Genomic DNA, 22442 nt, shown 5'->3' with positions numbered 1-22442 from the left:
CTCAGCCCCGCTTCGACTTCTTGTCAGCGCCGTGCCCATGGAACGTGCGGGTTGGCGAGAACTCGCCGAACTTATGTCCGACCATGTTCTCGCTTACCTGCACGGGCAGGAACTTGTGACCATTATAAACACCGAAGGTCAGCCCGACGAACTGCGGCAGGATCGTGGAGCGACGTGACCAGATCTTGATCACCTCGTTACGACCCGAAGCGCGCGATGCGTCGGCTTTGTTCAGCAGATACCCGTCCACGAACGGGCCTTTCCAGACGGAACGTGCCATCTCTTTTGCCCCTTACTTGCCGGTCTTCCGGCGACGGATAATCAGACTGTCCGTACGCTTGTTGACCCTCGTCTTATAACCTTTGGTCGGCTTGCCCCATGGCGTGACCGGATGACGGCCACCGGAGGTACGACCTTCACCACCACCATGCGGGTGATCGACCGGGTTCATGACCACACCGCGGTTATGCGGGCGGCGACCCAGCCAGCGGGAACGACCCGCCTTACCCATATGCTGGTTCATGTTGTCCGGGTTCGAGACCGCGCCGACGGTGGCGAAGCATTCGCCGCGAACGATGCGAAGCTCACCCGACTGCAGCTTGACCTGCGCGTAACCGGAATCCTTGCCAACGAGCTGGGCATAGGTGCCTGCGGAGCGAGACAGCTTGCCGCCGGCTCCCTGCTTCAGCTCGATGTTATGGATGATCGTTCCCACCGGAATGGCGGAAAGCGGCATCGCATTGCCCGGCTTGATGTCGACGCGCGCGCCGGCGATGACCTGATCGCCTGCCTTCACGCGCTGCGGCGCCAGGATATAGGCCAGTTCACCGTCCTCGTACTTCACCAGAGCGATGAAGGCCGTGCGGTTCGGGTCATATTCCAGACGCTCGATCGTGCCGGTGACGTCGAGCTTGCGACGCTTGAAATCGACGTAACGGTAAGACTGCTTGTGTCCGCCGCCACGGAAGCGCGATGTCGTGCGTCCGTGGTTGTTGCGGCCACCGCTTTTGTTCTTACCCTCGGTCAGCTGCTTGACCGGCTTGCCCTTCCAGAGCTCCGACCGGTCCACCAGCACCGTGCCGCGAAGGCTCGGCGTGACGGGATTAAAGTGCTTCAGTGCCATGTGTCGGTACCCCGCGTCACGCCAGTTTCGCGGTCAGGTCGATGGACTGACCTTCCGCGAGCTGCACGAACGCTTTCTTGATGTCGGAGCGCTGGCCAGGACGGCCCTTGAAGCGCTTCGCCTTCCCTTTCTGCACGAGCGTGTTGACGCCAAGCACCTTGACGCCGAACAGAGTCTCGACAGCAACTTTGATCTCCGGCTTGGTGGCGGACAGCGCGACCTTGAAGACCATCTGGTTCTTCTCGGACAGGGCCGTCGCCTTTTCCGTGATCAGCGGCGCGCGAACGATGTCGAACATCGCCTCACGAGACAGCCGCTCCGCCTTTTTGCGGATCGCGAGCACGTTTGTCATGCCAGCCGCTCCTTCAGCTTCTCGACGCCTTCGCGGGTGATCGCGAGAACGTCGTGGTTCAGAATATCGTAAACATTCGCGCCGACTGTCGGCAGAACGTCGATCTTCGGCAGGTTGCGCGCCGCGCGGACGAAGCCTTCATCCACCGCGCCATCAACGATCAGCGCCGATTTCCAGCCGAGAGCCTTCAGCTTCGTGGCCAGCTCGGAGGTCTTCGTCACGCCGGAGGCGGTATCGAGAACGATCAGCTTGCCGTCCTTCGCCTTCTGCGAAAGGGCTGAGATCAGGCCGAGACGACGGACTTTCTTCGGCAGGTCGTACCCGTGATCGCGAACGACCGGGCCATGAACGGCGCCACCGGTGCGGAACTGCGGCGCGCGCAGCGAGCCCTGACGGGCCGAGCCTGTGCCCTTCTGCTTGTAGGGCTTCTTCGTCGTTCCGGAGACCTCGCCCATGCCCTTCACCTTGTGGGTGCCGGCACGGCGTTTTGCGAGCTGCCAGTGAACGACGCGGGCCATGATGTCGGCGCGCGGCGCGACCGCGAAAATCTCGTCCGGAAGCGTCTGGGTTCCCGCGCTGCCGTTATCGAGGGTCTTGATATCGAGTTCCATGATCCTCAGCCTTCCGCCGTCGCGAGCGCTGCCGGATACGGCGCCTCGGCATGACGGGCCTTTTTGATAGCGTCACGGACCATGACCAGTCCGTTTTTCGCGCCCGGGATGGAACCACGAATCATGATCAGGTTCTTGTCCGGATCGACCGCTGCCACTTCAAGGTTCAGCGTTGTCACCCGCTCGTCACCAAGATGGCCAGCCATCTTCTTGTTCTTGAAGGTCTTGCCGGGATCCTGACGGTTACCGGTCGAACCATGGGAACGGTGAGAGATCGAAACACCGTGCGATGCCTCGAGGCCAGCAAAGTTCCAGCGCTTCATCGCGCCCGCGAACCCTTTACCCTTGCTGGTGCCGGTCACGTCCACCTTCTGCCCCACAACGAAGTGAGAGGCGAGAATACGGGTTCCCGGCGCGAGCACGGCGTCGGCGGCGACGCGGAATTCGCGCACGACCTTCTTCGGCTCGACCTGGACCCGGGCGAAATGGCCGCGGTTCGGCTTTGTGACGTTCTTTACCTTGGCTTTGCCGAGGCCGAGCTGAACGGCGGTATAACCGTCACGTTCTTCCGTCTTCGACTCCACCACCTGCACGTCGTCGAGGTGCAGGACAGTGACGGGCACGTGTGTGCCGTCTTCCTTGAACAGCCGGGTCATACCCAGCTTTCTTGCGATCAATCCGGTGCGCATCGTCTGGACCTTAGAGTTTGATCTCGACATCCACGCCGGCGGCGAGGTCGAGTTTCATGAGGGCGTCCACGGTCTGCGGGGTCGGCTCGACAATGTCGAGCAGCCGGCGATGAGTCCGAATTTCGAACTGCTCGCGGCTTTTCTTATCCACGTGGGGTGAGCGGTTCACTGTGAACCGTTCGATATGCGTCGGCAGCGGGATAGGACCCCGAACCCGCGCACCCGTACGCTTCGCCGTGTTGACGATCTCCTTCGTGCTGTTGTCGAGCACGCGGTGATCGTACGCCTTCAGGCGAATGCGGATGTTCTGGTTGTCCATCGTTTTGTTCAGTCCAACTTTCTAACCCGGGTCAGCTTCTGTCCGGGATATTCCCACCACCAGGTAAGACCCCGGCCGGATCGCTCCGACCGGGGCCACTCAGTTCAGGGCCCGTCGGGGCTCCTGCCCCGTATTACTCGGTGATGGAAGCCACCACGCCGGCGCCAACGGTGCGGCCACCTTCGCGGATCGCGAAGCGGAGGCCTTCATCCATGGCGATCGGTGCGATCAGCTCGACATCCATGGCGACGTTATCGCCCGGCATGACCATTTCCGTGCCTTCCGGCAGGTGAACGACGCCGGTGACGTCGGTCGTGCGGAAATAGAACTGCGGACGGTAGTTCGTGAAGAACGGCGTGTGACGGCCACCCTCTTCCTTCGTGAGGATGTAGGCCTCGGCCTTGAACTTCTTGTGCGGGGTGATGGAGCCCGGCTTCGCCAGGACCTGACCACGCTCAACGTCTTCACGCTTCGTGCCACGCAGCAGAGCGCCGATGTTGTCGCCAGCCTCTCCGCGATCGAGCAGCTTGCGGAACATCTCAACGCCGGTCACGGTCGTCTTGACGGTCGGCTTCAGACCGACGATCTCGACTTCGTCACCTGTGTTGACAACGCCACGCTCGACGCGGCCCGTGACGACCGTTCCGCGACCGGAGATCGAGAACACGTCTTCGATCGGCATCAGGAACGGACGGTCAACCGGACGCTCAGGCTGCGGGATGTAGTCGTCGACCGCATCCATCAGATCTTTCACGCGGTTTTCGCCGATTTCCGGATCACCATCCTCGAGGGTCACGAGAGCCGAACCCTTGACGATGGGGATATCGTCGCCCGGGAACTGGTACGAGGACAGAAGCTCGCGCACTTCCATCTCGACGAGTTCGAGCAGCTCGGGATCGTCAACCTGATCGACCTTGTTCAGGAACACGACGAGCGCCGGCACACCGACCTGACGGGCGAGCAGGATGTGCTCACGGGTCTGCGGCATCGGGCCATCCGCAGCGGAAACCACGAGGATGGCGCCATCCATCTGGGCCGCACCGGTGATCATGTTCTTCACGTAGTCGGCGTGACCCGGGCAGTCGACGTGAGCGTAGTGGCGCTTCGCCGTCTCGTACTCGACGTGGGCCGTCGAGATGGTGATGCCACGGGCGCGCTCTTCCGGAGCCGCGTCGATCATGTCGTACGCCTTGAACTCGGCGCCGCCGGATTTCGCCAGCGTCTTCGTGATTGCGGCCGTCAGCGACGTCTTGCCATGGTCAACGTGACCGATGGTGCCGATGTTGCAGTGCGGCTTGTTCCGCTCAAATTTAGCCTTTGCCATCGTTTCTCTCCGTTATCCCGCGAAACGGGATGCGGTTGTTAGTCCTGTTGTGAACACCGGACGGAAAACCCTGTTCGCCGCCCGGACCGTTCGCCTCTGCCGCTTACCAGCGATAGTGGCTGAATGCCTTGTTGGCCTCAGCCATGCGATGCGTGTCTTCACGCTTCTTTACTGCCGAACCACGATTGTTCATCGCATCCATCAGCTCGTTCGACAGACGGTCCTGCATGGTGTTCTCACCGCGCTTGCGCGAGGCGTCGATCAGCCAGCGGATCGCCAGAGCCTGACGACGGTCGGCGCGGACCTCGACGGGCACCTGATAGGTGGCACCGCCGACGCGACGCGAACGGACCTCGACGGCCGGCTTCACGTTATCCAGCGCCGTGTGGAACATCATCACGGGGTCCGCAGATGCTCCGCCGCCGCGGCGCTGAAGGGACTCAAGCGCACCGTAGACGATGCCCTCGGCTGTGGATTTCTTACCATCATACATCAGCGCGTTCATGAAACGCGTAATGACGATGTCTCCAAATTTCGGATCCGGAAGGATCTCACGCTTTACAGCGCGGTGACGGCGACTCATGCCTCGATATTCCTCTTACTTCGGACGCTTGGCGCCATAGAGCGAACGACGCTGACGGCGCTTTGCGATACCCTGCGTATCGAGCACACCGCGCAGGATGTGGTAGCGGACACCGGGAAGATCCTTCACGCGGCCACCGCGGATCAGGACGACGCTATGTTCCTGGAGGTTATGCCCCTCACCCGGAATGTAGCTCACCACCTCGTAGCCGTTCGTCAGACGCACTTTGGCGACCTTTCGCAGCGCGGAGTTCGGCTTCTTCGGTGTGGTTGTATACACGCGAGTGCAAACGCCACGCTTCTGCGGGCAGCCCTGAAGAGCCGGCACCTTGTTGCGCTTGGCCGCGGGCTCGCGCCCTTTTGCGATCAGCTGGTTGATGGTCGGCATGCGCCTTTCCCGATCCTTACACAGTTCGGCCGGCGAACCCTCACTCCGGTTGCCGACTGTCATCCAAAACGAACCCCTCGGACGCCAAGCGCCCGGGAGCCTATCTTTACATCTGGCCTTGGCGTGTCTTCAGAGAGACACACGGCGCCACATGCTTTACCCTGCTGCTAACAGCAACCGCGTCCGAATAGCCGTCCGGCGTTGGGGGCAGCTGAGGGCGCGGAACCTACGGGGGGAAGATCGCGCAGTCAATAAAAGACGTGCGATTCGTCCCCGTTTTCCCCGCCGCGTATCTCAGACATGCATCCCGGTCGGGACACGCGGCTTCGTAACGCAACGAACTGGCGCGCTCTTAACCCGTAATGCATAGGAAGGCCAGAGGATTCGTCGGTGATTCGCAAGAAAACCCGGCAACAGGGCCTGATTCATGCCGGGCCGGGACGCGAGATCCGGATTCCGATCGGCCGGAAAAGAAAAAGCCGGACGCGAGGTCCGGCTTTTTCCGATCTTCCGCTGTCCGGAGCCGCTTATTCGGCGGCTTCGGTCTTTGGCGAGAGGCGCTGGCGATCCTGACGCGCGGCGACCGCACGCAGCTTGTTCATCACGCTGCCGGTTCCGGCCGGGATCAGGCGTCCGACGATCACGTTCTCCTTGAGACCGTTCAGCGAGTCGATCTTGCCGGCTGTGGCGGCTTCGGTCAGCACGCGTGTGGTCTCCTGGAAGGAGGCGGCCGAGATGAAGGACTGTGTCTGCAGCGAGGCCTTGGTGATGCCCTGAAGCACCGGCATGGCCACGGCAGGACGGTCCCCCGCATTGAGGCGCTTCGTGTTCTCTGTTTCGAACTCGATGCGGTCAATGGTCTCGCCGATCAGATAGGTCGTGTCGCCCGGCTCCAGAACCTCGACCTTCTGCAGCATCTGGCGAACGATCACCTCGATGTGCTTGTCGTTGATCTTCACGCCCTGCAGCCGGTACACATCCTGGATCTCGTTGACGAGATAGTCGGAGAGCGCCTCGACGCCCATGACCTTCAGAATGTCATGCGGAACGCGCGGACCGTCGACCAGCGGATCGCCCTTCTGGACGAAGTCGCCTTCCTGAACGGAAACGTGCTTGCCCTTCGGCACCAGATACTCAGTCTCTTCGCCGGTCTCGTCGTTCTTGACGATGATGCGGCGCTTCGACTTGTAATCCTTACCGAATTCGACGCGACCTTCGTTCTCGGCGATGATCGCGTGGTCTTTCGGACGACGGGCCTCGAACAGTTCGGCCACGCGCGGCAGACCACCCGTGATGTCACGGGTTTTCGAACCTTCACGCGGGATACGGGCGAGGACGTCACCGGCATGGACCGTTGCGCCGTTTTCGACCGACAGCAGCGAGTCAGGCGACAGGAAGTAACGGGCATCGTTGCCGTTATCCAGCTTGATGACCTCGCCTTTCTCATCCTTGAGCTGCAGACGCGGACGGAGATCGACGCCTTTGGACGCCTGCTTGTAATCCACGACCACTTTCGAGGTCAGGCCAGTGACTTCGTCCATCCGCTCGACGAGGGTGATGGAGTCGATCAGGTCGAGATATTCGACCGTTCCGGCTTTCTCGGTGATGATCGGCAGGGTGTACGGGTCCCACTCGGCCATCTTCTGGTTACGCTCGACGGCCTGTCCGTCATCGACCAGCAGACGTGAGCCGTAAGGCACGCGGTAGCGGGCGCGTTCGGTGCCGTTCTCGTCCGTCAGCACGATTTCGCAGTTACGCGACATGACGACAGGAACGTTCTGACTGTTCTGCACCACGTTGCGGTTGCGGATGGTCACCTTGCCGTCACGCGAGGCCTCCACCATCGACTGCTCCGCGCCACGCTGCGCGGCGCCGCCGATATGGAAGGTACGCATGGTCAGCTGCGTGCCGGGCTCACCGATGGACTGGGCGGCGATGACGCCGACCGCTTCGCCGATATTGACCGGGGTTCCGCGGGCGAGGTCACGGCCATAGCAGTGGCCGCAGACGCCGACGCGGCTGTCGCAGGTCAGCACGGAACGGATGAGCACCGTCTCGACGCCGGCCTTTTCCAGCTTCTCCGCGTCGGCCTCGTCGATCAGATGGTTGCGTCTGAACACAACCTCTCCGGTGGACGGGTTGACGACGTCGGCGGCCAGGGTCCGGCCGAGAACGCGCTCAGAGAGAGAGGAGACGACCTCGCCGCCATCCATGACGGCGCGAACCGTCAGGCCGCGCTCGGTTCCGCAATCGTCTTCGACGATGATGCAGTCCTGGGCCACGTCGACGAGACGACGGGTTAGGTAACCGGAGTTCGCGGTCTTCAGAGCGGTATCGGCCAGCCCCTTACGGGCGCCGTGGGTCGAGGTGAAGTAATCGAGAACCGACAGGCCTTCCTTGAAGTTGGCGATAATCGGCTGCTCGATGATCTCGCCCGACGGCTTGGCCATCAGACCGCGCATACCGGCGAGCTGCTTCATCTGAGCCGGCGACCCACGCGCACCGGAGTGGCTCATCATCCACACCGAGTTGATAGGCTTGCCGATCTCGGCGGTTGACAGTTCCCGGGTCATCGCGGCCTGGACTTCGTCCGTGCAGCGCGACCAGGCGTCGACCACTTTGTTATAGCGTTCGCCGGCGGTGATCAGGCCGTCCTGATACTGCTGCTCGAACTCCTTGACTTCGGCCGCTGTGTGATCGACCAGGGCTTTCTTCTCTTTCGGGATGATCATGTCATCCTTGCCGAAGGAGATGCCGGCCTTCGCCGCGTGACGGAAACCGAGGGTCATCATCCGATCGCAGAAAATGACCGCTTCTTTCTGACCGCAGTGACGATACACGGCGTCGATGACGTCCGAGACGTTCTTTTTCGTCAGCTGCCGGTTGATCAGCGAGAACGGAATTGCGGCGCTCTTCGGCAGGATCTGCGCGATGAGCACGCGGCCCGGTGTCGTGACGACGGTCTCGCGGACGGTTTTGCCTTCGGCGTCGACCATTTCGAGACGGGCGCGGATCTTGTCGTGCAGCTTCAGCGCGCCGGTGCTCAGGGCGTATTCGACGTCGTTGATCGAGCCGTAGGCCGGGGCGCCTTCTCTGATCAGCGCGCCGGTCTGCTCGTTATATTCGCTCTTATCCGGGGTCGCCGCGAATTCCGGCGTCTCCAGGCTGAGATAATACAGGCCGAGAACGATATCCTGCGACGGCACGATGATCGGCTTGCCGTTCGCCGGGCTGAGGATGTTATTGGTGGACATCATCAGCACGCGGGCTTCGAGCTGGGCTTCGAGCGACAGCGGCACGTGGACGGCCATCTGATCGCCGTCGAAGTCGGCGTTAAAGGCGGTGCAGACCAGCGGGTGAAGCTGGATGGCCTTGCCCTCGACGAGGATCGGCTCGAACGCCTGGATGCCCAGACGATGCAGCGTCGGCGCGCGGTTGAGCATGACCGGGTGTTCGCGGATCACCTCTTCGAGGATATCCCAGACTTCCGGACGCTCTTTTTCCACCATGCGCTTGGCGGCTTTGATGGTGGTGGCGTGGCCGTATTTCTCGAGCTTCGAGTAGATGAACGGCTTGAACAGCTCGAGCGCCATCTTCTTCGGCAGGCCGCACTGATGCAGCTTCAGCTCGGGACCGACGACGATGACCGAACGACCGGAATAGTCGACACGCTTGCCGAGCAGGTTCTGACGGAAGCGGCCCTGCTTGCCTTTCAGCATGTCGGACAGCGACTTCAGCGGACGCTTGTTGGCGCCGGTGATGGCGCGGCCGCGGCGGCCGTTGTCGAACAGGGCGTCGACGGCTTCCTGCAGCATGCGCTTTTCGTTGCGGACGATGATGTCCGGCGCGCGCAGCTCCATCAGCCGCTTCAGGCGGTTGTTACGGTTGATGACGCGACGGTACAGATCGTTCAGATCGGACGTGGCGAAGCGGCCGCCGTCGAGCGGAACGAGCGGGCGCAGTTCGGGCGGGATGACCGGCACGAGGTCGAGAATCATCCATTCCGGCTTGCAGCCGCTCTCGGCGAAAGCCTCGATCAGCTTCAGGCGCTTGACGAGCTTCTTGCGCTTGGCCTCGGAGGTCGTCTCCTTGAGGTCCTGGCGCAGCTTGACCTTCTCGGCGTCGCAGTCGATGCGCTCGAGAATCTTTTTGACGGCCTCAGCGCCGATGCCGACTTCAATGCCGTCCTCGGCATGTTCGTCCATGACATCGAGATACTGGTCTTCCGACAGCAGGCTGAACTGCTTGAACGGCGAGGTGCCGGGCTCAAGGACGACGTAGCTCTCGAAATACAGGACTTTTTCGAGATCTTTCAGCGTCATGTCGACCATCAGGCCGATGCGGCTCGGAAGCGACTTCAGGAACCAGATATGGGCGACCGGGCTGGCGAGCTGGATGTGGCCCATGCGCTCGCGGCGCACCTTCGCGAGAGTGACCTCGACGCCGCACTTCTCGCAGATGATGCCGCGGAACTTCATCCGCTTGTATTTGCCGCAGAGGCACTCGTAGTCCTTGATCGGCCCGAAGATACGCGCGCAGAACAGGCCGTCGCGCTCGGGCTTGAACGTACGATAGTTGATCGTCTCGGGCTTTTTGATCTCGCCGTACGACCATGACCGGATCTGCTCGCTGGACGCCAGCTGGATCCTGATCTGATCGAAGGTGGCAGCCTGGCCTGTCTGGCCAAGGATCTTCATGAGTTCATTCATGCGCCGAAAACCTCCAGAACGGAAATGGCGCGGTGTGCTGCCGCGCCGTGCGGGGCGTTATGTCCCGCACCCGAATTCATCGAAAATAAGCCGGCGCCGGGAAGACTGTTCTTCCCGGCGGAAACGAAAGCGTGTCTCGCCTCTTGCTCAGTCACCACTGTTTTCCAGATCGACGTTCAGGCCGAGCGACTTCAGTTCCTTGATAAGAACGTTGAAGCTCTCCGGGATGCCGGCCTCGAAATCGTCCTGCTCACGCACGATCGACTCATAGACCTTGGTGCGGCCCGACACGTCATCGGACTTCACTGTCAGCATTTCCTGCAGCGTGTAGGCGGCGCCGTAAGCCTCGAGCGCCCAGACCTCCATCTCACCGAAGCGCTGACCACCGAACTGCGCCTTACCACCCAGCGGCTGCTGCGTGACCAGCGAGTAAGGACCGATCGAGCGGGCGTGGATCTTGTCGTCCACGAGATGGTGCAGCTTCAGCATATAGATGTAGCCGACCGTCGTTTTGCGCTCGAACGGCTCGCCGGTGCGGCCGTCGATCAGCTGCGACTGTCCGGAGCGGTCGACCCCTGCCCTTTCGAGCATGTTCTCGATGTCCGGGATGGACGCGCCATCGAACACCGGGGTCGCGATGGGAACGCCCTTGCGCAGATTGTTCGCCAGCTCGACCAGCTGACCGTGCTCCATGTCGGCGATGTCGGCTTTGTAGACCTCCTCGCCATAGACGTCTTTCAGCTCGTCCAGCAGAGCCTGCTTCTTTTCGCCGTCGCGCTGGTACTGATCGACCATCGTGCCGATGCGTTTGCCGATATTGGCACACGCCCAGCCGAGATGGGTTTCGAGGATCTGACCGACATTCATACGCGATGGCACGCCGAGCGGGTTCAGCACGAGATCGACCGAGGTTCCGTCCTCCAGGAACGGCATGTCCTCGACCGGGACGACGCGGGAGACGACACCCTTGTTGCCGTGACGTCCGGCCATTTTGTCACCCGGCTGCAGCTTGCGCTTCACCGCGACGAACACCTTGACCATTTTCATCACGCCGGGCGGCAGTTCGTCGCCACGCTGCAGCTTCTCGACCTTGCTGTCGAAGCGGCCCTTGATCTTGCCGACCGCGACATCGAACTCGGCGCGCAGGGTCTCGAGTTCGGCCATCACGGCATCGGAAGCGACCGTGATGTTGCGCCATGCGCCGCGGGGGATCTCGGTGAGCACCTCCTCGGTGATCGGCGTGCCGGATTTGAGGCCCTTGAAGCCCGTTCCCGCCGTCTGGCCGAGCAGACGCTCGCGCAGACGATTGTAGAACGAACGTTCCTGGATGGCCTGCTCGTCATCACGGTCTTTCGCCAGACGTTCGATTTCGGCGCGCTCGATCGCCATGGCGCGCTCGTCCTTGTCGACGCCGCGACGGGAGAAGACGCGGACATCGACGATCGTGCCGGTGGTGCCGGGCGGCAGGCGCAGCGAGGTGTCGCGCACGTCGGAGGCTTTTTCACCGAAGATGGCGCGGAGGAGCTTTTCTTCCGGCGTCATCGGGCTTTCGCCCTTCGGCGTGACCTTGCCGACGAGGATATCGCCGGGGTTCACTTCGGCGCCGACATAAACGATGCCGGCCTCGTCGAGGCAGCGCAGGGCTTCTTCACCGACATTCGGGATGTCGCGGGTGATTTCTTCCTGACCCAGCTTCGTGTCGCGGGCCATGACCTCGAATTCCTCGATATGGATCGAGGTGAAGACGTCATCGCGGGCGATGCGCTCGGAGATGAGGATGGAATCCTCGAAGTTGTAACCGTTCCACGGCATGAACGCGACGAGCACGTTCCGGCCCAGAGCCAGTTCACCGAGCTCCGTCGACGGACCGTCGGCGATGATGTCTCCGGCCGCGACCTGGTCGCCAACACGAACCAGCGGGCGCTGGTTGATGCAGGTGGACTGGTTGGAGCGGGAGTATTTACGCAGACGATAGATGTCGACGCCCTGGGTCGCGCCCTTGTCGTCGGTCGTGCGCACCACGATGCGGGCGCCGTCGATCTGATCGACCACGCCGGGGCGGCGGGCGACGATCGTTGCGCCGGAATCGTGGGCGACGGCGGCTTCCATGCCGGTGCCGACCAGCGGTGCGTCGGAACGTACCAGCGGCACGGCCTGACGCTGCATGTTCGAGCCCATCAGCGCGCGGTTGGCGTCATCGTTCTCAAGGAACGGAATCAGCGCCGCGGCGACGGAGACGAGCTGTTTCGGCGAGACGTCGCAGGCGGTAACGTCGGTCGGCGGGACGAGGCGGAAGTCGCCGTTCCGGCGGACGGAGACCAGCTCGCCGGTCAGACGGCCGTCCGGACTCTGCTTCGCGTCGGCCTGGGCGACGACGAGACGCTCTTCCTCCATGGCGGAGAGGTATTTCCAGCCATCCTGGAAGACGCCGTCCTTCACCAGACGGTACGGGGTCTCGATGAAGCCGTATTTGTTGACCTTCGCATAGGTCGCCAGCGAGTTGATCAGACCGATGTTCGGACCTTCCGGCGTCTCGATCGGGCAGATCCGGCCGTAATGCGTCGGATGGACGTCACGCACCTCGAAGCCGGCGCGCTCGCGGGTCAGACCGCCCGGGCCGAGGGCCGAAAGACGACGCTTATGCGTGACTTCCGAAAGCGGGTTGGTCTGATCCATGAACTGCGACAACTGCGACGAGCCGAAGAACTCGCGCACGGCGGCGGCTGCCGGCTTCGCGTTGATCAGGTCGTGCGGCATGACGGTGTCGATATCGACGGAACCCATGCGCTCGCGGATGGCGCGCTCCATGCGGAGCAGGCCGACGCGGTACTGGTTCTCCATCAGCTCGCCGACGGAGCGGACGCGACGGTTGCCGAGATTGTCGATGTCGTCGATCTGACCGCGGCCGTCCTTCAGGTCGCACATGACCTTGATGGTGCGGAGGATGTCTTCCTTGCGCAGGACGCGAACGGTGTCCGGGCAGTCGACGCCGAGGCGCATGTTCATTTTCACGCGGCCGACGGATGACAGGTCGTAGCGGTCGGGATCGAAGAACAGGCTGCGGAACATCGCTTCCGCCGTTTCGGCGGTCGGCGGCTCGCCGGGACGCATGACGCGGTAGATGTCGATCAGTGCCTCGTCACGCGAGCTGTTCTTATCGACCGTCAGCGTGTTGCGAATCCACGGGCCGTTGGCCGGATCGATGGCGAGGGTCGGCAGTTCCGTCAGGCCGGCTTCTTCCAGCGCTGTGAGGCGGGCTTCGGTCAGTTCCTCGCCGGCCTCGCCATAGATCTCACCGGTCTGCATATTGACGATGTCATGGGCGATGAAGCGGCCGAGCAGATCGGCCTCGCCGACCAGAACTTCCTTTGTGGTCTCGGCGATCTTGCGGACCGTGCGGGCGGTCAGCTTGGAGTCGGCGGGAGCGACGACCTCACCTGTCTGCGCATCCACGAGATCGGACAGAAGCTTCTGCCCCCGGAATGCGTCAGGGTCGAACGGACGCGCCCAGCCCTTCGGGGTCTTCGCGAAGGTGACGGTGCCGTAGAAGCAGCCGAGAATCTCGTCCGGGTCCATGCCACGGATTTCGAGGGAATCGACGTCACCGCCCTCTTCCGCCTTGGCGCGGCGGGCAGCTTCGGAATGGGCGCCTTCGAGCGCGTAGAGCAGCGTGGTGACCGGCAGCTTACGCTTGCGGTCGATGCGGACATAGATCAGGTCCTTGGCATCGAACTCGAAGTCGAGCCAGGAGCCGCGATACGGGATGACGCGCGCGGAGAAGAGATATTTGCCCGAAGAGTGGGTCTTGCCCTTGTCGTGATCGAAGAAGACGCCCGGCGAGCGGTGCATCTGGCTGACGATCACGCGCTCGGTGCCGTTGATGATGAAGGTGCCGTTATCCGTCATCAGGGGCATGTCGCCCATGTAGACGGGCTGCTCCTTGATGTCGCGGATCGAGCGCGAACCGGTATCCTCGTCCACATCCCACACGATGAGACGCAGGATCACCTTCAGCGGCGCCGCGTATGTAAGACCACGCTGGATGCATTCCTCGACGTCATATTTCGGCTCTTCGAATTCGTACTGGACGAACTCCAGCCGACCACGACCCGCGAAGTCGTTGATCGGGAACACAGAGCGGAAAACTTCCTGGAGCCCCGTCTGCGTGCGGGCGTCAGGCGAGACATTCGCCTGCAGGAAGGCCTCATAGGAGGCGCGCTGAACATCGATAAGGTTAGGCATCGGCGCAACTTCGGGGATCCGTCCGAAGCTCTTGCGGATCCGCTTGCGTCCCGTGAACGATTTCGTAATGGCGTTCATACTGTATTGCCCCGTCCCTGCCGTCGGACCACCAGGCCTCCCGTGTCCGGTTTCCCGGAAAAACAGAGGGCCAGACGGTCCGGCTGAAATATCGCAGCGGATGCCGCCGTTACCGGCTGCCCCGCGCACCATGCCTTAATCGCCCGAGATGACAGACCTGAAAAACGATCCGTCACAGACGAACAGGCGGAGACCAGAACAGCGTCCGCCCGAAAACCGACTTCAAAAAACACAGCGGAGCAGAAGACGCTCCGCCGCGGGAACAGTGTCGTTATTTGATTTCGACAGATGCACCATTGTCCTCGAGAGTCTTCTTGATCTTCTCGGCCTCGTCCTTGTTGACGCCTTCCTTGACGGTCTTCGGCGCACCCTCGACGAGATCCTTCGCCTCTTTCAGGCCCAGACCGGTGATGGTGCGGATTTCCTTAATCACGTTAATCTTCTTGTCGCCAGCCTTGGCGAGGATGACCGTGAATTCGGTCTGCTCTTCAGCAGGCGCGGCAGCGGCAGCAGCCGGACCGGCCGCAACAGCGACAGGAGCAGCGGCGGACACGCCCCACTTCTCTTCAAGAAGCTTTGACAGCTCAGCAGCCTCAAGGACTGTAAGAGCGGACAGCTCGTCAACAAGCTTGTTCAGATCGGCCATGATATGGTCTTCCTAATATAGATACTGGTTACCGATGCACAACCCGATTCCCCAGGTTATGCGAATTTTATTGCCCCCGCGATGGGGACACGCGTCAGGCTGCGTCCGCCTCGCCCGTTTTGGCATAGGCCCCGAAGACCCGGGCAAGCTGTCCTGCCGGCGCCTGAAGAACGCCTGCGATACGCGTGGCCGGCGTGGAGATAAGCCCCACCAGCTGCGCGCGCAGTGTTTCCAGCGACGGCAGTTCTGCGAGAGCCTTGACACCTTCGACACTGAGCGTCTGGGTGCCGAGGGCTCCGCCGAGCAGAACCAGCTTGTCATTGGTCTTGGCGAACTCGACGACTGCCTTTGCCACCGCCACGGGGTCCTGCGACCACGCAAGCGCGGTCGGACCCTTCAGCAGGGGGGCGATGCCGTCGAACCGGGTCCCGTCCAGGGCGAGAGTGGCCAGCCGGTTCTTCGCGACTTTGTATGTCGCTCCCGCAGCGCGCACCCGGCGTCGCAGATCCGTCACCTGAGCGACTGTCAGCCCGTCATTACGGGTGACAACGACCATGGACGTCTCGGCGAATACGGCGGCGAGGGACGCGACAAATTCGCGCTTCTCCGTACGGTTCACTTCCCGTCTCCGTTTTGACCCCTCCGCGGAATGCGGAGCGGCCGGGTTGTCCGAGAACCAGCAGCCGGATGGCTGCGGGTCCGGTTCGCCTGTCCTTGTTACGGAACACACGGAGACGCAGGCAATGACGCCTGCATAACCAGTATCCTCGTCTTCCGGTCGTTTCTGCTCCGGTCACCCGAAGCAGGGATTAAGGCATCAGCCACGCCCGGTCTTGGACAGGATCGGATGACCCGAACGGGCCATCCTGGAAACCGGGCGACCGAAGTCTCCCGGGATCATCTTTATGACGTCAGGCCGCGAAGCCCGACACGTCGACGCGCACGCCGGGACCCATCGTGGAGGACAGCGCAATCTTTTTCAGATACGTGCCTTTCGCTCCGGTCGGGCGGGCTTTCTGGACGGCGTCCACAAATGCGCGAATGTTCTCGGCGAGCTTGCCGGCGTCGAAGGATGCCTTGCCGATGCCGGCGTGAACGATACCGGCCTTCTCGGCGCGATACTCGACCTGGCCGGACTTGGCGGCCGTGACGGCGCCTTTGACGTCCATCGTGACGGTGCCGAGTTTCGGGTTCGGCATCAGGCCGCGCGGACCGAGCACCTTACCGAGACGGCCGACGAGGCCCATCATGTCCGGGGTCGCGATGCAGCGGTCGAAATTGATTTCGCCGGCCTGCACCTTCTCCATCAGGTCTTCCGCACCGACGATGTCGGCGCCGGCGGCCTGAGCTTCCTCGGCTTTCGGGCCGCGGGCGAACACGGCGACGCGCAGAGTCTTGCCCGTGCCGTTCGGCAGGGAGAGCAGACCACGGACCATCTGGTCGGCGTGACGCGGGTCGATGCCGAGATTCATGGAGATTTCGACGGTCTCGTCGAACTTCGCCTTCGCGTTGCTCTTGACCAGGCCGATTGCCTCATCGAGGCCGTAAGCCTTCGTGCTGTCGATTGCGGCGCGGGCCGCTGTCAGACGCTTGTTCTTTGCCATGATCTCAGCCCTCCACAACCTGCAGGCCCATCGAGCGGGCTGAACCGATCAGCATCCGGACCGCGCCGTCGATATCGTTGGCGTTCATATCCGGGGTCTTCGTTTCGGCGATCTCGCGAAGCTGCGACATCGTCACCTTGCCGACGGTTGCGGCCTTACCGACTGTCTGGCTGCCCTTGGAGATCTTAGCGGCCTTGAGCAGGAAGTAGGTGTTCGGCGGCGTCTTGGTGATGAAGCTGAAGGTGCGGTCGGCATAGGCGGTGATGACGACCGGAACCGGCATTCCCGGCTCCATGCCCTGCGTTTTGGCGTTGAACGCCTTGCAGAATTCCATGATGTTCAGGCCGCGCTGACCGAGAGCGGGACCGACCGGCGGCGAAGGGTTGGCCTTGCCGGCGGGAATCTGCAGCTTGATGTAGCCAACGATCTTTTTGGCCATATCCGGGACTCCTTAGTGTTATGCCCGGACCGCGGTTCGAGCGACGCCGTCACGCTTATCAGGCGCGTCAGCAATTCTCCCGCGTTCCGTAGGAGGGGGCGCCTTACGCTGCATCTCCGGAGGAGTCAAGCGCCCGGGTATGGATGTGACTCCGGAGGGTGACGGGACCGTGCCGGGTCCGGATGAGGGAGCCGTGTCCGGTCTGGTCGCGGGGAGCGCCTGTGACAGCCGGCCGTGTGTTATGATAGGCTGATCAGGTTATGGCGACACGGTCTTCCGGCACGCCCCGCCCTGCGGGGCCTCCTCCCGATCAGGCGGCTCTGCGTGAGGCCGCGCTGGCGCATCTGGCGCGTTTCGCGACCACGGAACGCGGTCTGACGCAGGTTCTTGAACGCCGGATCGGCCGCTGGGCGCGCAGGGCGGCGGAGGATGGCGTGTCATCCGACGAGATTGCCGGCGTGACCGCGCGGCTGATGCCGCTCTGCGCCGTGGTTGCGGGAAAAATGGCGGAGCTGGGTGCGGTCGACGATTCGTCGTTCGCGCGGGCGCGGGCCGCTCGCCTTACCCGTTCGGGCCAGTCCCGCCGGTCGGTTGAGGCGCGGCTTGCGGCGAAGGGCGTCGCCACATCCACCGTAGCGGAGGTGCTGGACGAGACGCTGGGCGAGGACGAGCGGGCGCGCGATTCGGAGCTGGCGGCGGCGCTGGTTTTTGCCCGCAAGCGACGGGTGGGGCCGTTTGGCGGCGGGACGTCTGGCAGTGACGTATCTGACGATGGAGCGGCCGGGCTGGCGGATGAGGCAGAGAGGCAGGCAGCACAGAAACAGGATGCCCGGATTCTGGCCGCTTTTGCGCGGGCCGGGTTTACCCGCGACGTTGCCATGCGGGCGCTGGCCATGGATCGCGACGAGGCCGGGGAGCGGATTATTGCGATGAAGGATGCCCTGTGAGGGATGTGCGCGGTGAGGGGTATACCTCGTGAAAGATGTTCCGCGGCGACGGTAACGGGGGATTTTTTTGTGACAGCGGGTATTGTCGCGTCCGGCGGGGCGGAATGATGTGGAGGAAAGGTGGTCCGGGATGAGGATGTGCCGATCCGTTTTCTCTGAGGTCCTACGCATTCTTCCTGTCCGTCTGACCGCCCTGCTCCTCCCGTTTCTGCTCGCGGCTTGTGCCGGCGGCGGGGGGACGGGCCGGAGCTGGCATGGCCGGCTGCAATGCGCGCCCTGGGCGCGGGAACATTCGGCGATTGCGCTCAGGGGTTCTGCTTCGTCCTGGTGGGCGGGGGCACGCGGACTGTATCCGCGCGCGTCGCAGCCGCAATCCGGTTCCGTGCTGGTGTTCCGCTCCTCGTCGCGACTGCCGGACGGGCATGTCTCGGTGGTGAGGGCGGTGCGCGGACCGCGGGCCATTCTTGTGGATCAGGCGAACTGGAATCCGGGACGCGTCGATCATGCGGTGCCGGTGGTTGATGTGTCGCCGGCGAATGACTGGACGCGGGTGCGGGTATGGTGGTCCGCGACGGGGAGCATGGGGCGCACGGTGTATCCGACCTGGGGCTTTATTCTCCCCGCGCGGCGTGAGGGCTGGATTTCCTGATCCGGATTTTATGGCCCGGAATTTCTGGCGCAGACTTTCTGGCGGGGCTTTCTGACGGGCCTTTTCTGTCGGGGGCGTTTCCCTGTTCCGTGTTCTGGCTGCGTCTGTGCCCGATGGCGTTGTGATGCGTTGAGGTGTAATAGCGCGTATGGGACGCTTGCATCGTGGCTTCGGGGCAGCCATGTCCTGTGAGAGTTAACCAAGTAACATCAGATGCGCGTCTGGCCGGAACCAGCGGGCACGATGGAGACAACCAGGAGTCGAAGCAATGGGTAGCCTGAGTATCTGGCACTGGCTGATCGTGCTGGCCGTCGTGGTGGTCGTTTTCGGTGGCGGCGGCAAGATCAGCGGACTGATGGGCGATTTCGCCAAGGGGATTAAGTCGTTCAAGAAGAATCTTGAGGATGACGAATCCATGGAGCAGAGCGTGAAGTCCGACGGACGCATTTCGCCGCCGCCTCAGCCGGGCACGACGTTCACGGCGGACAGCACGACGGCGGCGCGGCCTTCCGGCAGCACGCATTCATCCTGACCGGCGGAATATCGGGACGATGAGCGGCAGCACCGGGAGCGATGGCGCCGGGGGTGATATGACCGGGAGTGCCCTCGCGGTGACGGTGCCGGCGGATCTCGCGCAGATTTCGCCGGCGGATGAGCGGGCAGCTGATCCGGCCTGGGATGACGCGGTGGCGGCGATCATCCGTGCCGGATGGCGGATGGATCAGCGTGGCTGGGTGCCCGCGACGGCGGGTAATCTCAGCGTGCGGCTGGCGGACGGGCGCATTGCGGTTACGCGTTCGGGTGGTCACAAGGGTTTTCTGACTCCGGATGGCGTGATCGAGGTGACTGCGGACGGGCGTCCTGTGGTGCCGGGCCAGCGTCCGAGCGCGGAGACGTTTCTGCATTGTCAGATTTACGAACATTTTCCCGATGCCGGGGCTGTTCTGCATGGTCATTCGGTGGCCTCGACGGTGCTGTCGATGATTGCGACCGATTCCGCCATCCACCTTGAAGATTATGAAGTGCTGAAGGTGTTTGAAGGCCAGACGACGCATAAGACGCGCCTGGCCGTGCCAATCTTCGCCAACGATCAGAATATTCCGCGTCTGTCGCGCAGTGTTGCGCTTTATCTGGATGAGATGAAGGCCGGCTACGTCATTCGCGGACATGGCGTCTATGTCTGGGGGCCTGACATGGATACGGCTCTTGCCCGGCTTGAGGGGCTGGAATTTCTGCTGTCCTGCGAGGCTGAGCGGCGCAGGCTCGTCTCCACCACTGCTTCGAGGGATGTGACGTGAGCAGTCTTGTCGTTTTCGATGATACCCGTCCGGAGCGGCCTGAGTTCGGCACGGATGATCCGGAGGCGATCGCGGCACGGCTGAAGACGATCGGGGTCCGGTTCGAGCGCTGGGACGGGGCGGAAGCGCCGCCGCGCGAGGCGGACGAGGCTGCTGTTCTGGAACGTTACCGTCCGTGGCTGGACAGGCTGATGGGAGAAACGGGCGCCGGGTCGGCCGATGTGATCCGCATTGACGTGAACACGCCCAATCGTGAGGCGTTGCGCGCGAAATTTCTGTCGGAGCATGTTCACACGGAAGATGAGGTCCGGTTTTTCGTGCATGGCGCGGGGCATTTCGTGCTGCATGTCGACGAGCACGTCTATGATGTGGGCTGCACGCAGGGCGATCTGATTTCGGTTCCGGCGGGCACACCGCACTGGTTCGATGCCGGTGAGACGCCGGACGTCGTGGCGTTGCGGATCTTCACGAACCGGGACGGATGGATCGCGGATTATACGGGAGACGATATCGCGCTCCGCTTTCCGGCGCGCGCGGCATGATATCTCGCACCGTGAATCCTGTCGTGACGACGCCGCCGAAGGTGATTCTGCTGGATATCGAGGGGACGACGACCCCGGTTTCCTTTGTTCACAAGGTTCTGTTTCCTTACGCACGAGCGGCTTTGCCGGCGCTGACGGAGCGTCGGGCGGCCGATTCTGTGGTGAAGGAGGCTCTGGCTGAAACGCGACGGATGGCGCCCGGTGTTGCTCCGGTGGAGCAACTGATGGCGTGGATGGACGCGGATGCCAAGATGGCGCCGCTGAAGGCGTTGCAGGGGCTGGCCTGGGCGGAAGGGTATGCCGACGGCACGCTGCAGGCGACGCTGTTTCCGGATGTGCCCCCTGCCCTTCGGGCCTGGCATGGGCGGGGGCTGACTCTCGCTGTTTATTCCTCCGGATCGGCGGCGGCGCAGAAGCTGATCTACGGGCACACCACGGACGGCGATCTGACGCCGTTATTTTCGGCGTTTCTCGATCTGGAGATGGGTGGAAAAAAAGAGGCGGCCAGCTACCGGACGATTCTCGCGACGCAGGGCTGGAAGGCGGATGAGGTTCTGTTTGTCTCGGATGTCGTCGCTGAACTGGACGCGGCGTCGGAGGCCGGGCTGCTGACCTGTCAGATGGTGCGGGCGGAGGACGGAACCGTTGCCGGAACGGCGCATCCGGTCGCGCATGACATGACGGACGTGGCGGCGCTGTTCGCGCTGCCGGCCCCTGCCGCTGACCGCTCATGAGCGCTGAGCTTTACACGGACTGGCGCGCCATCCCGGCGCAGGCGCGGGGTGCGGTTGCGGCGCTGGGCAATTTCGACGGGGTTCATCTCGGCCATGCGCATCTGTTGCGGACGCTGCATCAGGCGCGTCCGGACGAGGCTCTTGCGGTTGTGACGTTCGAGCCGCATCCGCGTGAGCTGTTCCGGCCGCAGGACCCGCCGTTCCGGCTGACCCTGGCGGAGGAGCGGTTTGCGGCGCTGGCGGCGCTTGGTGTGCGGCATGTGTTTCAGATCCGCTTCGACGAGGCGTTTTCGCAGATGAGCGCCGAACAGTTCGTTCAGGGTGTGCTGCATGACGCGCTCGGTCTGCGGCATATTGCATGCGGGCATGATTTTGCATTCGGGCACCGGCGTGGCGGCGACACGAATTTTCTGGCGGAGCGGGCTGCGGAACTGGATATGGGGTTTACGCTCGTTCCGGCGCTGACGGATGCGAACGGGCCTTATTCGTCGAGCCGGATCAGGCGTCTGCTTCAGGATGGCTATCCGGAACGGGCGGCGCATGAACTTGGTCGTCTGTGGTCGATCCGGGGCATTGTGCAGCATGGCGACAAGCGGGGGCGGCTGCTTGGCTTTCCGACGGCGAATGTGCCGCTGGGGCGTCATCTGGAGCCGGCGCGCGGTGTTTATGCCGCGACCGTCCGGCTTGAGGGCGGGCGGGTCTTTCGTGGCGTGGCCAATATCGGGCGCCGGCCGACGATCAATGACGGGCAGGAGAGCCGGCTCGAGGTCAATCTCTTCGACTTTGACGGGGATCTGTATGGCCAGCCGCTGTCGGTGGCGCTGCATACCCTGTTGCGGGCGGAAAAGCGGTTTGACGGGCTGGACGCGCTCAGGACGCAGATTGCGCTGGATGCGGAGCAGGCGCGGGCGATTCTGGACGGGGTGGTCTGATAGCGGGAGCCTGATATCGAGGGCTGGATGGCAGCTTGCGGGGGTGTTCCGGACGGGGCCTGGCTTTTCCTTCCCGAGGGCGACCTGTGAAGGCCCGCTGCGCAGAAAATCTGCCGTTAGATCGTGATGTGCAGAGTGTCATCGTTAAGGCGCGCGGCGCATGACGCTCTTTTCGTCATTTTATTTAACCGACCGGGATCAAAGGGACTGCGTCCCTTTGTGGGGCGCGGGGCA

The 22442-nt window shown here is 62.8% G+C and carries 22 protein-coding genes; 7 read left to right on the top strand and 15 right to left on the bottom strand.

Features of this window, described 5'->3' with window-relative positions; translation table 11 throughout:
- Position 1 precedes the first annotated feature (1 nt).
- The 15 genes from rpsS to rplK form a co-directional block, all read right to left on the bottom strand.
- Positions 2-280: a 30S ribosomal protein S19 gene (rpsS, locus tag GOB93_RS02600; protein WP_146884853.1), complete on the bottom strand. Its 279-nt coding sequence runs from the start codon at positions 278-280 to the stop codon at positions 2-4.
- 12 nt (positions 281-292) lie between these two features.
- Positions 293-1123: a 50S ribosomal protein L2 gene (gene rplB, locus GOB93_RS02595; protein WP_173581950.1), complete on the bottom strand. Its 831-nt coding sequence runs from the start codon at positions 1121-1123 to the stop codon at positions 293-295.
- Between the two features lie 16 nt (positions 1124-1139).
- Positions 1140-1436 (bottom strand): 50S ribosomal protein L23, encoded by a 297-nt coding sequence (locus GOB93_RS02590; RefSeq protein WP_173582019.1) that lies wholly within the window; start codon positions 1434-1436, stop codon positions 1140-1142.
- A 35-nt stretch (positions 1437-1471) separates the two neighbouring features.
- Entirely contained in the window at positions 1472-2086 is a 615-nt protein-coding gene (rplD, locus tag GOB93_RS02585; RefSeq protein ID WP_173581949.1) for a 50S ribosomal protein L4, read from the bottom strand.
- A gap of 5 nt (positions 2087-2091) precedes the next feature.
- The gene (gene rplC, locus GOB93_RS02580) at positions 2092-2775 is read right to left on the bottom strand and encodes a 50S ribosomal protein L3 (RefSeq protein ID WP_173581948.1); all 684 of its coding nucleotides are present in this window, start codon (positions 2773-2775) and stop codon (positions 2092-2094) included.
- 10 nt (positions 2776-2785) lie between these two features.
- A complete protein-coding gene (rpsJ, locus tag GOB93_RS02575; protein WP_007282720.1) occupies positions 2786-3094 on the bottom strand; it encodes a 30S ribosomal protein S10 in 309 nt (102 codons plus the stop codon).
- Positions 3095-3227: 133 nt separating this feature from the next.
- Positions 3228-4418 carry an elongation factor Tu gene (gene tuf / locus GOB93_RS02570; RefSeq protein WP_173581947.1) on the bottom strand — a complete coding sequence of 397 codons (1191 nt, stop codon included), beginning with the start codon at positions 4416-4418 and terminating at the stop codon, positions 3228-3230.
- 103 nt (positions 4419-4521) lie between these two features.
- Positions 4522-5001 carry a 30S ribosomal protein S7 gene (rpsG, locus tag GOB93_RS02565; RefSeq protein ID WP_173581946.1) on the bottom strand — a complete coding sequence of 160 codons (480 nt, stop codon included), beginning with the start codon at positions 4999-5001 and terminating at the stop codon, positions 4522-4524.
- 15 nt (positions 5002-5016) lie between these two features.
- Complete coding sequence (gene rpsL, locus GOB93_RS02560; RefSeq protein ID WP_003621118.1) at positions 5017-5388, bottom strand: 30S ribosomal protein S12; 372 nt, start codon at positions 5386-5388, stop codon at positions 5017-5019.
- 527 nt (positions 5389-5915) lie between these two features.
- Positions 5916-10097, bottom strand: coding sequence for a DNA-directed RNA polymerase subunit beta' (gene rpoC, locus GOB93_RS02555; RefSeq protein WP_173581945.1), 4182 nt, complete (start codon positions 10095-10097; stop codon positions 5916-5918).
- 147 nt (positions 10098-10244) lie between these two features.
- Positions 10245-14417, bottom strand: a complete 4173-nt coding sequence (gene rpoB, locus GOB93_RS02550; protein ID WP_173581944.1) for a DNA-directed RNA polymerase subunit beta — start codon at positions 14415-14417, stop codon at positions 10245-10247.
- A 271-nt stretch (positions 14418-14688) separates the two neighbouring features.
- Positions 14689-15063, bottom strand: coding sequence for a 50S ribosomal protein L7/L12 (rplL, locus tag GOB93_RS02545; RefSeq protein WP_173581943.1), 375 nt, complete (start codon positions 15061-15063; stop codon positions 14689-14691).
- Positions 15064-15157: 94 nt separating this feature from the next.
- Positions 15158-15682, bottom strand: coding sequence for a 50S ribosomal protein L10 (rplJ, locus tag GOB93_RS02540; protein ID WP_173581942.1), 525 nt, complete (start codon positions 15680-15682; stop codon positions 15158-15160).
- Positions 15683-15974: 292 nt separating this feature from the next.
- Complete coding sequence (gene rplA, locus GOB93_RS02535) at positions 15975-16667, bottom strand: 50S ribosomal protein L1 (protein WP_173581941.1); 693 nt, start codon at positions 16665-16667, stop codon at positions 15975-15977.
- A gap of 4 nt (positions 16668-16671) precedes the next feature.
- Positions 16672-17106: a 50S ribosomal protein L11 gene (gene rplK / locus GOB93_RS02530; protein ID WP_173581940.1), complete on the bottom strand. Its 435-nt coding sequence runs from the start codon at positions 17104-17106 to the stop codon at positions 16672-16674.
- A 260-nt stretch (positions 17107-17366) separates the two neighbouring features.
- Here rplK and GOB93_RS02525 point away from each other — a divergent pair, with 260 nt between their 5' ends.
- The 7 genes from GOB93_RS02525 (at position 17367) to GOB93_RS02495 (ending at position 22208) form a co-directional block, all read left to right on the top strand.
- On the top strand, positions 17367-18053 hold the full coding sequence (locus GOB93_RS02525; RefSeq protein ID WP_173581939.1) for a regulatory protein RecX: 687 nt from the start codon (positions 17367-17369) through the stop codon (positions 18051-18053).
- A gap of 136 nt (positions 18054-18189) precedes the next feature.
- Entirely contained in the window at positions 18190-18702 is a 513-nt protein-coding gene (locus GOB93_RS02520) for a CHAP domain-containing protein (RefSeq protein ID WP_173581938.1), read from the top strand.
- Between the two features lie 268 nt (positions 18703-18970).
- Positions 18971-19234, top strand: coding sequence for a twin-arginine translocase TatA/TatE family subunit (locus GOB93_RS02515; RefSeq protein ID WP_173581937.1), 264 nt, complete (start codon positions 18971-18973; stop codon positions 19232-19234).
- Positions 19235-19253: 19 nt separating this feature from the next.
- On the top strand, positions 19254-20000 hold the full coding sequence (locus GOB93_RS02510; protein WP_242010479.1) for a methylthioribulose 1-phosphate dehydratase: 747 nt from the start codon (positions 19254-19256) through the stop codon (positions 19998-20000).
- The gene (locus GOB93_RS02505; RefSeq protein ID WP_173581936.1) at positions 19997-20542 is read left to right on the top strand and encodes a cupin domain-containing protein; all 546 of its coding nucleotides are present in this window, start codon (positions 19997-19999) and stop codon (positions 20540-20542) included. Before GOB93_RS02510 ends, GOB93_RS02505 begins: the two co-directional genes overlap by 4 nt.
- Complete coding sequence (gene mtnC, locus GOB93_RS02500; RefSeq protein WP_173581935.1) at positions 20539-21276, top strand: acireductone synthase; 738 nt, start codon at positions 20539-20541, stop codon at positions 21274-21276. Before GOB93_RS02505 ends, mtnC begins: the two co-directional genes overlap by 4 nt.
- Positions 21273-22208 carry a bifunctional riboflavin kinase/FAD synthetase gene (locus tag GOB93_RS02495; protein ID WP_173581934.1) on the top strand — a complete coding sequence of 312 codons (936 nt, stop codon included), beginning with the start codon at positions 21273-21275 and terminating at the stop codon, positions 22206-22208. The genes mtnC and GOB93_RS02495 overlap by 4 nt, the downstream gene beginning before the upstream one ends.
- Positions 22209-22442: the final 234 nt, after the last annotated feature.

Origin of the sequence: Acetobacter musti, from assembly GCF_011516835.1 — a bacterium.
GTDB classification, from domain to species: domain Bacteria; phylum Pseudomonadota; class Alphaproteobacteria; order Acetobacterales; family Acetobacteraceae; genus Acetobacter; species Acetobacter musti.
Note: the sequence above shows the minus strand (reverse complement) of the source record. Positions and strands in the feature narration are given on the sequence as shown.